Source organism: Ruegeria sp. G10, from assembly GCF_056533645.1.
Genome location: NZ_JBQFOQ010000024.1, coordinates 1 through 11,659 on the forward strand (window position 1 = coordinate 1; position 11,659 = coordinate 11,659).

An 11,659-nucleotide genomic window follows, 5' to 3' on the forward strand; every position below is an offset into this window, starting at 1 on the left:
TCTCATCTCCACTCCTTGGCGGTTACGATGAGCCAGAAACCCTCTCTTATCAAATCGACTTAAACTGTCCCATTGGTGCTGACGTCAGACATAACAGTCTTAGGCGCAAAGTTTATGTTAAGCTATTCTTGTTGCGGAGCCAATGTCAGATTTCAGTGGCTAGCGACGCTGCGCTCTTGGCAGTACAAGGCCTAACTTGTCCGCGATCTGTAAGTTCAAACCATCCTGAATTTTGCAGTTGCGGCGAACAGCGGCTATGCGAGCTGCGGCCGCAGCAAAGCGAGCAGTTGGTGAATGTCCGGAATGGGCCGTCAATTCAAATGAAGTACGGTTTGGATTGGCAAATGATCCATCGATACCAACATCACTCTGGCTGTTCGAGTTCTTCCCGATAATCGGTTTTGACAGATTCGATCAATTTATTCGGTCAATTTTGTTGAGTTCTGACCAAGTAAAGTTCAACACAGGTTTCCTATGGTCAATTCCAAGAAAGAGATGCTCGACAAAGAGCGGATGGATCGCAAACTCCATGTGCTTCATGACGTTTTCAGACTTAAATGGCAGATTTTCTTCCCGGCGAATAAAGGTGAAATTGAATTCCCGTTGCCGGTCCGCAGCTCCGTTTCGTGTGGTGCGAAAGCCCAAAAAACCAATGTCGTAAAGAAACTCAACCTTCTTGCTGAAGTCGGAGATTCCGATGATCTCGTAGTAAAAGGAAAAATTCTGTCCTCCTATTACGTTTTCAAGCTCTCGGGCACTCATTACTTGTTGCTGCCCCATAAACAGCTCGAGAACTTTGTCGATATTCGTCCACGTGTCGCGGAGCTCGCCAAGAAACTCATTGAGAACAATTCTCTGGGATTCCCGCGAGACCACCTCCCTGATGCTCTCCCGTGTGTCACGATCCCCACGGTTACGAAACGACTCGACATGGCCAAGAATGGCAGCGTAGTGGATCAAGATGTCTCGTGGTCGAAACAGGGAGTGCCGTAGGACATAAAGGAACAGCTCCATCTCGAACTTCTTGGCTCCAAGAAGGATGTAAGACTTTTCGGGCAAAGGGATTTTCCCGGCCGCCAAGCACCGTTGAAAGCGCTGTTCCGGGCTGACATTCTTTTCTTTCGAGATATCCGTGTCGGATATTCCGTACAGCACCTGAAGGCGTTTTCGAAGCATTGTAAGGAGTTCCTTGGGTTGCCAATGGATCTCCTCAACAACTTCGGAAGTGATTGAGTCCCGTTGCGAGTCGAATATCTCCTTTACGCGATCATACGGCAAAATGACCAGAAATTTCACTATGGAGTAGAAGTCATAAAAGGTTTCGTTTTTGCTAAGGCGGTCATGGTTCACGGACTTATTTACAAATTTCGTCAGAGAACTGAGCCAGTCTACTTCTCGGGTTGCCCTCGACGCTCGCGTTGCGTCATCCATATGATTGTCGAATTGTCTATACTTTTGAATTTCTGTATCGAACCTGTCGAACCCAAACAAAAATTGGCGCGAGTGCTCCTCATCCTGTTGCTCATCTATTGCATTTCTAAGGCGTTGGAATTCGCTACCAAAAATACTGTACAGAGCCTGCGAGATCGAAACACTTTTCAGAACGTCTAACCTAAATGAGTCTTCATTGGATGAGTCGGCCTTATCAACAACGCCTTGAATGTACCTTCGCGAGAACAGTACGGACAGTTCGAAAATGGTGTCGTAGCGCACGTCCTTGATGGATTTGCATTCGGCGATGTGAGTATCAAGTGTGCGGGCCGTCTGAGCATCAGTAATGAGTTGTCCTGCTGATCCCGGTTTTCCTGCGTTTCGTTTATCGAAGATTAGGCTCACAGCGACACAAAGTCCCGTAAAGGTGGGCCAGACAAAATCAAAGAAGTTGATTTCTAGATCCACATACCTGAAGTCGCTCTCAGCCTGTACAAACGTTTGGTTTTGTATCAGCATGTGGAGTTTCCACTGGTTGACGGATATATCAATGACCGGGAAGTGGTGTTGAACCTTCGCGTCGTGTTCCTTGACTTGAACCAACGTTGTTTTGCCAGAGCCCTTTCGTCCGCTAATGAGCCCTACACTTTTGTCACTTAGTCGTCGCGAGAATCTTGTCTTTGTGTAGAGCTGCTTTCGAAACCGCTCGGTCGTGTATTTGCCTTCTTCATATTTTAGTTTGAGTACCTCATTCACATCAAGTTTTGGGTCGACGTCATCGTCCGCCTGATCCAATAGAAACTTTTGCAGTGCCGTTGAGTGATGGCGCTTTGCCTCGGGAGATGCGATGTTTTCTTGTAGAAGTAATGCTTCAGAGATGCCTTTAATGGTTTTGGCATGCTTATCCTGTAGCGCTTTGGGAAGGAAGGGTTTGCCTATGACAACGCCGGACGCTCTAAAAGTAGTTAGATCACAAACATAGGGATTTGGCGCCATAATCAAGGTCGGAATCGAAGCACCTATGCTGGTTCCGGCCCATTGTACCGGCACTAGCTTCGGTTTCGGGCCGGGGATTGCTTCGTTTAAGCGCGAGATCAGCATATCGTACTCGATAAACGCACCGGACTTGCTCATAGTCTGATCAATACGCTTTTTGTATTCTGGTCCAAAAAGGCCCAAAACACAGTCACAGCTTCTCATGTTTTCGAGCATGAACTCATCGAGGCTGTCTCCAAATTGTTCTTTGTAGAAAACTAAGTAATTGATCTTGCTTCCGGTTTCCTGCTTTAGGTGCTGCACGAGAAGTTCAACATGAACACGTTCAGCATCATCTTCGCAAAATGTCACAAAACAATTTATCATAAAAACAGCACTCCTCGTCGCGTGACCGTATCTCGCTAGAGCGAGCGGTCAAGCATTATCCCAGTGATTGTGTTTGTCACGCAGTGACAGCTTGCAAATCCCACGGTCCATTGCTGCTGCTGTGGTTGTGTCTACTGAATTGGCTTAGGTCTCTTGAGGCATTGAATGTGTATTTTGCTCACCAAGGGAATTTCAGCTTTTCCGCGTGCAGGCGCAGCATAGGAGTCTGCCATCAAGTGTCCGGTTTGGGCCAGCCACGAAGGCGACCCAAACGCGCTAGATTTCAATGGCTTCGGTGATGGCCAGCGCATCCTCGAGTTCAACTCCCAGGTACCGGACCGTGCTGTCCATCTTGGTGTGGCCAAGAAGAAGTTGAACGGCGCGAAGGTTGCCTGTCTTCTTGTAGATCTGGGTTACCTTTGTTCGCCGCATGGAGTGAGTACCATATGCGCTTGCCTCGAGACCAATTGACGTCACCCAATCCCGAACGATCCTCGCATACTGTCGAGTGGAGATATGCAGGCGCTCATGGAAACGGCCGGGCCAAAGGTATTCCGAGCCGACCATGAGTTTATCTTCCATCCACTTTTCGACAGAGGCGCGTGTGCCTTCGGATATCTCAAATCGCACGGGTTTCTGCGTTTTGCTTTGCAGGACAGAGGCACGTTCTTTGATCTGACCTGATGCCATGACATCAACGACTTTCATCTTCACCAGGTCACAGCCGCGAAGCTTGCTGTCGATCGCCATGTTGAAGAGTGCGAGGTCGCGATGGTTCTCTGCCAGTTCCAGTCTGACGCGGATTGCCCAGACATGCTTTGGCTTCAGCGGTCGTTTTTGTCCAACGATACGGCCCTTGTTCCAGGCCGGACGAAGCGCACGAATGGCAGGTAAATTTGGTGTTTCCATGACTGATCCTCCGATCCGCCATACCCTCCCAAAACGACAACCCGACGTTGACCCGGGCATCCTATCACAACATGCCGCGCCGCATCTGATGGCGGCAACGAGCCCAAACCTAAGCTAGAAGATCAGTGAAAAGACGCTGCCCTCCCGGTGTTACCAAGATAGTCAAAAGCCATCTCGATATCAGTTTCGGTGGTGCGGCCTGTAGACAATTCGGGAATGGCGTCGCGTCCAAAATAGGCGTGTTCAGCAATACTCGGATCATTGGGGCCAGCCGCCGTCCCGATACCATCACAGGCAAAAAACAGTTTGTAGAAGTCTCTAGTATCAGGCTCAGAACTCCCCTTCTTTTTGTGTCTGACGCCTATCAAACCGGTAACATCTACAACCAGCCCTGCTTCTTCGAGAATTTCCTTCGATACGTTTTCAGCAGGTGACAGTCCGATATCGGCGAAGCCGCCCGGAAGTGCCCATTTTGCATCGCTTTTTTCTTTGACAAGTAGAAGTCTTTCACCGTCAAAAACGACGCCCCTAACATCAACTTTGGGCGTCGCGTAGCCGGTTGCATAGGGGCCGACCAATTGCTCAATGCGACCGATAGGAACATTGCCAAGTCTAGCCATCATCTCCAAGGCAATTTGAGCGATCTCATCATACCGTTCCCTATCGAATTGATCGGTCGTAAAGGCGGCTCCCGTCGAAGCGAGCGCCTGGAGTCGCTTCGCATACTCGAGCCAAATGTCTTCCATTTCTGCCAATCTGAATTCCTCGCGAGTGCGTTAAATAACACAATAGGCTTCAAAAGCGCCTATGTCAGCTTTGTCCGCGACTTAGCTGTTAGAAGGCTGCGTCGTGGCCGGTATCGATTGCGTAGTCCGGCCATTCGTCCAAGATGCGGCGAACCAGCCTGAAGAGCCCAATCCTGTGAATTTGTTTTTTTCCGCGCGCGCGTAATCTTGAACAGGGCAATGCGGCGCAAAACTGGCTAGTCGCGGCCAGTGCAGCAAGGATTGTGGCCAGGCAATTCACAAGCCGCGGACTTTGTTGCCACTCAGGTGCTTTAGATCAACGTCTGCTTAAAGACTACTTAAAGTAGGGAGAGGGGTGCCCCTCCCGAATTACTTCATTTGAGAACTTGGCCTTCATACTTGCGGCTAAATCATCAGCCCCAAGCCACTTCCCCAGGGGGGGGGGCCACACGCCTCTAAACGCCCAGCTAAAGCAACCAGCTTCCCCTTTGTTGCGGCGATTTCGCCTTCTAGATCGCCACCAGAAAGACTGGACATAGGTACCCCAATCAAGAAAACGCCTACAGCATCACCCGTCACGGCTTTCTTTTGAGCCGCAACTAAAGATGGGACTTTGGTCGCTTCTTGTTTGTACAAGTCCGCTGCACGAGAACAGGAGACTTCACGGTACGTATCGCCCATTGATAATGGAGTGATCGATACTGGCTGTTGAGCGCACGCGGATGTGAGTGCTAACCCAGTCAAGACTACAAGTAGTTTCTTCGTTTTAGTCCGTGTAACGAGTTCGCGGCTCCGACGCCTCTTCGCGCCTGAACTGAAAACTCGCCTTTAGTTAAATTGTTAGTGGCAGTGATATGGCTGTTTTCCTGCGTGACAGCACTGACCTGGAGGGCTGCTCTTACGGCAACCGCCGCTGTGCTCGAAGCTATCAGCGGAAAAACTTGAGCTAGATTGGTTAAATTGGTCTGCTGATGCAGAATTTAAGGCAATGGAAGCTAAGAAAGCGAAACTAATAGCTAAGTTCTTCACGCTGTTATCCTTTTTTGATTTCTATGCGGTTCATGTGCGCTCTAACTGCAGCACCGCTCAGAAGAGCTTCAGCAGAAGATGCATGTAGTACCTCATCCCAGCCAAATGTGTCGAGATTGGGGTCTCAAGTTGACACTGGGCTGACACCACGAAAACAACCCTGAATAGTATTTGAGGCACTAGTCTCTTGTTTGCGAGCGTTGCGGTACGATAAACCATTATTGCAAAAGCTATGACGCATTGGGGTTTCGTTTTGATTCAAGAAACGTCCTCAGCGCGTTGTATCTCAACCTAAAACGTGCGCCCGAAAGGGCCAAAGTAACCGAGGCCGCTAGGAGAAGAAGCAACGAAAGAAATGCTGCAGTTTCGCTAACCTTGCAAAATTTGATGAAACTCCGCTAAACCAGTTTTAATTGAGCGATGTGGACCAGCGTGTTTCTGTCTCCCGATTTTGAGCGTACGTGGCAAACTCAAAATCGTTCTTAAACCAATCATTAACCAATTCGTGGCATCAGGTTGCGCATGCTACAAGTATGGAAAATTGAAGTGCCGACCGCACCTGAATTCAAAAGCAAAACTTACGGTTGGGTGTTGGCGCACTCTGCTGAAGAAGCTCGTGAAATCGCGGGGGTACAAGGTGCCGAAGTCACTCGGAAACCGGATCATTTGTGGGTCGCTCGTGAAAGGCTGATTTGGGAAAGGTCGGCTTAGCGCAGTTATCCATATTGAGATTCTGAAGTTAGATTCAGACCAATAGTGTTCTGAGCTCTCGTTACCTATGCCGAGAGGTTACATTATGAATAAAGCACCTTCGTTAGCGAATGTTGAGAACATCAAGAGCTTAACAGCGCGTCGCAGCCCTTACTGGAATACTATAGAGTATTGTCGCCATATCGGCGTGTTGAAATATAAGTCCGGTAGATGTCACTGGGTGGCTCGAATTCGAAGAGCGGACGGTAAATACAGCCAAAAAACAATTGGTGCAGTCGCTCCAATACACGAGGGCGGATTGGACTTTGTGCAGGCACTCGTTGTTGCGGACGCTTGGTTTAACCAACCCGACATCTGCGCCATTGCTTCGCAGCCTTATCCCATCGGTTCGAATTGCAAGTTGAACTATCAAAAAACAAATGACAGCTTCACGGTTGGGGATGCAATGCATAGTTTTGTAGAATGGAAGCGTATCGCCGCCGCCAAAACCTATTTTGAAACAACGCTTTCTCTAATAAATTTCCACATAATCCCAAGATTAGGTGACCTACCTGTTACTGAACTCAACCACTCGGTCTTTACTCAATTCTGCACTGATGTTTTGGAAACTACTCCCAAGAGGGGCAATAGGTCCCAAGTTGAGAAAGTTCGCATTGAATCCCTAGACTACGAGCAGCTCAGAAAACGAAAAAAGACGCTTAACACTGTCATTGGGTTGCTCAGATCCGCAATCGAGCTGTCGTGGGAAAATGGAGATGTTGAGAGTCAGCTCTCCTGGCGAAAGCTGCGCCGAGTACCTCACGCCGACACACCGCGACAGTTCTTCTTAACAAGGGGACAAGCAAAACGTTTGATTGCGTCATGCCCGCCTGACCTTGCTGCACTGGTTCAGGCAGCATTGTATTCTGGTTGCCGAGTTTCAGAACTCGCTAGTCTAAAGGCTCGAGATGTCGGAGGACATGTTTATGGAATATACGTCGCGCCCTTAAAGAGTTACCGCGGGCGCTATGTAATTCTTCCTGATGAGGGGATGTCCTTCTTTTTAGATCAAATCGAAGGGTTGGACGATGAAGATCTAGTGTTCAAGATGTCTTCTGGAAAACCCTGGGCAGGAAACCACAAGCACCAGTTTAAGGACGCGGTAAGGCGTGCCAAGTTGCCACAAGGTTTTGTTTTTCACGGACTACGGCACACCTACGCAAGTCAGTTGGTCCAAGCCGGAACACCCCTTGCGATTGTCGCCAAGCAGTTGGGCCATAGCAACACTGATACTGTCAGCAGAACGTACGGACACTTGTGCAGTGAGTCTATCGAATCTGAGATTACAAGCAGGTTTGCTCCCTTGCGGTCGTCGCGCAGCGACGCGCGCCTCAAGTCGCTAAAAGCAACTCTTCAAAACATGGCTGAACCTTCTTGGTCTTGGCCCACTAAGAACAGAAGCAAAGCCAATGGAGAGTTAGTTGAGTTGCTGAAAACGAGGGAAGACGAACAGCGACTACGTTAAGACAGGTGTTGATACGGTGGCAGAAAAGCAATTCTTCGTTAGCCAAAGTATCACCGGTGGGCTTGCAAGCTCAGTGTGTCCCCAAAAACTCCTTTTGTTTCCGACGCACCATTGAATCCAAACTGGAAACAGAACTCACGTTCGACGAGGCAACCCTGAAGACTTCCGCACATGTTGTGCCTCAGAACTCGGTGTAACATAGGTTAATTTCCGTAATTTAAACAATTTACCGTTTGTTAAGGAAATTGCTCCAACTTGGGTGAAATTGTGTGCAAGGGAGTAACGGTATGGACAGAGAATTTTTGGAATGTGCCAACGACACGGAGCTAAGGCTGGAAGCCGAGGGTTTCTTCCTGACTGCTCAGGCTATGCGTCAAGTTATCAGCACGTATATTTTGGACCACACTGAAAGCAAATTATATGATTTGGGCTCCAGAAAACAAGAAAACAAAACAGGATTAACCCAGCATTAACCCATATCCCTCGACAGTGGCAAAAAATGAATTGGAGAGGGGTTTCATGAGCACCGGACATTGGTTTGTCGAAGCAATTATTGAGATGGTTGACCACGCAAAAGCAGAGGGTTCTAAGAACACATTGTGCGGCTTGCAAACAGCTTTCGAAGTTTTCTTAGAGGAAGCAACGGTAACCGAAGAAGAGAAGGCCATCGTGAGGAACTTAATTCAAGAAAACACAGAACAGCCAAGGGAACTCATCTAATTTAGTTTGGGCGACAACCGAAAATGAGTTCAAAAGCGCTATGTACGTCGTACTAGGGCAATAAGTCTATTATTCTTCAACAAGCCAGATTTTCTCAAATTGGTCTGAGGCTTCAATATTAGTGTTTCAGGTCTTCGTAATTCAATCTCAGCAAACTTGTGATCCAAACCCAGACTGTACAAGTTTGGCTTTGGGAAAACTGGTTTCAGGCAATTTGATCTACAGCTCTCTGAGTTGCTTTGAGTGTAGCAGGTTGGTTAGCGTAACCGCCGCTAAGGATTTTGCTCACATTCTCTAGGGCATCTAGCGCCGTTGCGACAATATCTTCTTTCCTTCGAACAAGTAGCCGGAATTGCTCGGCTGTTGTCGGAGTGTAAAGAAAAGTAATCAGGTGATTGGTGATTTCACGTCTAAACGCCTCATCAAAAACTACCGGAAGCCCCTCAGCGTCTACGAAAATCGCGACCTCTTCGGCTGTGCAAATGGAGATTTGAACCAACTCGTTCACGTCGCAGGGCTTTTTTATCAGTTCTACAACGACTCCCATGGCAACAACGTCGAAAAAATTTGGCGCTGGTACAAGCCTACCGAAACCAAAAGTCAATTGAGTTCCGAAATAGGGCTGTAGAATACTCCAGGCATTCTCGACTTGGGCCAAAGGTCTGGCCAGCATCTCAGCCACATCCTGTATCGCAAATGGCGTTGTCGTAGAGCAAAACAACTTTTGGTCCTTCTTCCAATTGGTTTCTCTATTTTATTCAAAAATCATAAGTCAGAATTAACGCGCGAGATTTTATAAAAATTTTCCCTCTCATTGAAGTCGATAGCTTCTTCGCGACACATCCGTGAAGCTAACAGCGTTAGGCTGACGTTAAGGCTCCTGCACTAGAGATTCGGAAAGTACTTCCAGTTTCTCAAATGTAGTGAGGTGGAGTTCATGAGAGCCCTGATTTCTGCACTAGGCGTTTTTCTAGCCGTTTCTTCGGCATATGCGGACACGATAAAATCCAGCTTCTTTACAAACGATTTTATGGGTGACGGCAGAGATCGCTGGCGATCCGCGAGTTACACTTTGTTTTTTGGTTTTGAAGGAGAAAACACGGGAGGAATCGCGCACGATTTTCGAGCAAGAGCAGAAATCATTTCCCCATGGGGCGCGAGAGACCAGCCAACGAATAGAGACCGACCCTATGTGGGAATGTTGGGGTTTGGGATATTCGCCAACGATAACTATGGCGCGCTGCAATACAATGCGGGACTCGAAGTGCTCCTTACAGGCGACCAAACAAACATCGCCAGTTTTCAGCAGGGCTTTCATGAACTAACAGGAATTGCTGGATACCTACCTGAGGATATGCCCCATGAACATGTGGGCGATAGCGTCACAGGTATGGTCGCAGTCGAACTCGCGAGACCTTACACAATATCTGACAGCTTTTCTGTCAGGCCGTTTGTAGGTGTTCAGGCCGGATACGAAACCTTCGGGCGAATTGGGGTTGATCTTCTTATTGACGGCTATGCCAACGCCCAACGCTACGTTCGTGACCCAGTTTCCGGTTTCCTACAGCCGTCTTCTCCTGAGCGGGCGTCCAGGATGGACGACATGTCGTTTCTTTTGGGGGTCGACTACACGTACATTACTCATAGCGATTTCTTCCCGGATTGGTCGGATGTCGAAATAACCAACTCACGCATTAGAGCGCGGGCAGGAGTTCAAGTGGCGATACGAAAAGTCTCAACATTTTTCGGGCTTACCTATCTCAGTAAAGAATTCGATTCACAGGTCGAAAGTCAAACAATAGGGGTTCTATCTCTCGAATTTCCTTTCTGAATTTCCACCTTAGGCATTTGTTAAGTGCCGTTTCTTATTCTCCTACAAGCAACGCGCCTTGTGTGCGCCAAAATCTCTAACAAAGGGATGAGAGCAATGACTAAACTTGTGACGAACAGTGAGCAGATTAATTCTTCAAGTAAGTATTGGACGAAGTCTAAGCTATTTTTTGGTTGTGTGGTGTTGGCTCTCTGTGCAAGTGGCCCAGCGTCAGCGAACGATACGCCCTATGGCTTTTTCTCAAAGTGGCTCTCGCCTGAAGCTTGCATTGGGAAGATAGACTGGTTTCAGGTCGGAATGGCCGACGGAAGCATGGGAATAGAGCCGAGCTATTTCAGTGTTTACGAACAGCTATGTGCGCGACGCTCAAAAACGCCTGACAGGGAGGCGTATTTCAAAGCTTACCGTCAAAGCGTACGGACTTATTGTGATCCCGAGAATATCTATAAGCTCGCTCGTAGCGGTGCAGTCGTCATCAGCGCATGTGAGGATTCTGCGGTCATCCGTAAGGCTGTTCAGGATGGTTTTGCAAACCTCCTTGAGCAGTGAGCGAGCGATGAGCCAGACGATTCTTAGAGTTAAGGTGTGGCGCTAACCAAATCTTTACCAATTCTCGGAATACTCAAGTCAAATGAAGATTTTCCTCGGACTAGCCCAGCCACATTGGCTGGGCGTTCTTTTTGGGCAAACTTCTCAACAGGTTCCTATAGTCATTCACATAATAAGATATTTTTTGCCGTACTGTTCTCTACTTCTGACGCTTATGCCGAAAGTCACCAATAAATTTCGTTGCTTACTCAAACAATCGCATCGTTTTAACTAAGAGCGATCAGCATCGTCAATCTCAACAGCTAACAACGGACCTTTGAGCTGTCAGCCTCAAAGTCGGAACTGTCCCGCATCTGGCTTATCTGGACGAGTGACAGCGAAAGCGCAGTTTCTGTTCGGCTTAATATGACACTTAGGAATGTCCGGAATGACGAATTGCGCTGCGCTGCAGTGTTTAGCGTGCGGCAGATGCAAAATCATGCTGCATCAGCGATGTGCGAAAACCGGACGGCGGCTCTCTCTGCAATCTGTGAGTATGATCATTTCCAGGTTGCGCGAGTGCGGCGAACGGCGGCAATGCAGGCTGCGACCGCAGCATAGGAGTCGGGTGGTGAATGTCTCTTAAGGGCTGCCTCTGTGCGATTAGCTGCGCAGCGCACGAATATCGGCTTAACGACCTATTGTTGATTTCGACTATTCCGAGACCTCGTGCGCCGCGAAGGCGTCCGCATAGTCGGGATGCCAGCGTGAAAGAGCCGGGCGATTGTTGATAATATGGTCTTGTCAGAAGAACTTGTGTTGAGCGGGGCAGGGGTGTTGCGTAGCTATTGCCTATGACTAAACCTGCCTCCTTCAAGTACTTCAAAA

9 protein-coding genes are annotated in these 11,659 nt (G+C 48.4%); 5 read left to right on the forward strand and 4 right to left on the reverse strand.

The features are described from left to right. Positions 1-414: 414 nt before the first annotated feature. The 3 genes from ACR0KM_RS20835 to ACR0KM_RS20845 all read right to left on the reverse strand — a co-directional run bounded on the left by ACR0KM_RS20835 (position 415) and on the right by ACR0KM_RS20845 (position 4,448). A complete protein-coding gene (locus ACR0KM_RS20835; RefSeq protein ID WP_480861766.1) occupies positions 415-2,793 on the reverse strand; it encodes a P-loop ATPase, Sll1717 family in 2,379 nt (792 codons plus the stop codon). Between the two features lie 276 nt (positions 2,794-3,069). Continuing rightward, on the reverse strand, positions 3,070-3,702 hold the full coding sequence (locus ACR0KM_RS20840) for a tyrosine-type recombinase/integrase (protein WP_480861764.1): 633 nt from the start codon (positions 3,700-3,702) through the stop codon (positions 3,070-3,072). Positions 3,703-3,824: 122 nt separating this feature from the next. Next, positions 3,825-4,448 carry an NUDIX hydrolase gene (locus ACR0KM_RS20845; RefSeq protein WP_480823126.1) on the reverse strand — a complete coding sequence of 208 codons (624 nt, stop codon included), beginning with the start codon at positions 4,446-4,448 and terminating at the stop codon, positions 3,825-3,827. 1,825 nt (positions 4,449-6,273) lie between these two features. On the opposite strand from ACR0KM_RS20845, the gene ACR0KM_RS20850 reads away from it, so the two are divergent. From ACR0KM_RS20850 to ACR0KM_RS20860, 3 genes are all read left to right on the forward strand, one after another. After that, positions 6,274-7,692 carry a tyrosine-type recombinase/integrase gene (locus ACR0KM_RS20850; RefSeq protein WP_480822467.1) on the forward strand — a complete coding sequence of 473 codons (1,419 nt, stop codon included), beginning with the start codon at positions 6,274-6,276 and terminating at the stop codon, positions 7,690-7,692. 287 nt (positions 7,693-7,979) lie between these two features. After that, positions 7,980-8,165, forward strand: a complete 186-nt coding sequence (locus tag ACR0KM_RS20855) for a hypothetical protein (protein ID WP_480822465.1) — start codon at positions 7,980-7,982, stop codon at positions 8,163-8,165. Positions 8,166-8,211: 46 nt separating this feature from the next. Next, positions 8,212-8,412 (forward strand): hypothetical protein, encoded by a 201-nt coding sequence (locus ACR0KM_RS20860; protein WP_480822463.1) that lies wholly within the window; start codon positions 8,212-8,214, stop codon positions 8,410-8,412. 205 nt (positions 8,413-8,617) lie between these two features. Here the strand turns inward: ACR0KM_RS20860 and ACR0KM_RS20865 are convergent, their stop codons facing one another. After that, positions 8,618-9,085, reverse strand: a complete 468-nt coding sequence (locus ACR0KM_RS20865) for a hypothetical protein (protein ID WP_480861762.1) — start codon at positions 9,083-9,085, stop codon at positions 8,618-8,620. Positions 9,086-9,349: 264 nt separating this feature from the next. Between ACR0KM_RS20865 and ACR0KM_RS20870 the strand changes: the two genes are divergently transcribed. Both ACR0KM_RS20870 and ACR0KM_RS20875 read left to right on the forward strand, forming a co-directional pair. Continuing rightward, positions 9,350-10,243, forward strand: a complete 894-nt coding sequence (locus tag ACR0KM_RS20870; protein ID WP_480822459.1) for a hypothetical protein — start codon at positions 9,350-9,352, stop codon at positions 10,241-10,243. Between the two features lie 96 nt (positions 10,244-10,339). Next, entirely contained in the window at positions 10,340-10,792 is a 453-nt protein-coding gene (locus ACR0KM_RS20875) for a DUF2799 domain-containing protein (RefSeq protein ID WP_480822457.1), read from the forward strand. Positions 10,793-11,659: the final 867 nt, after the last annotated feature.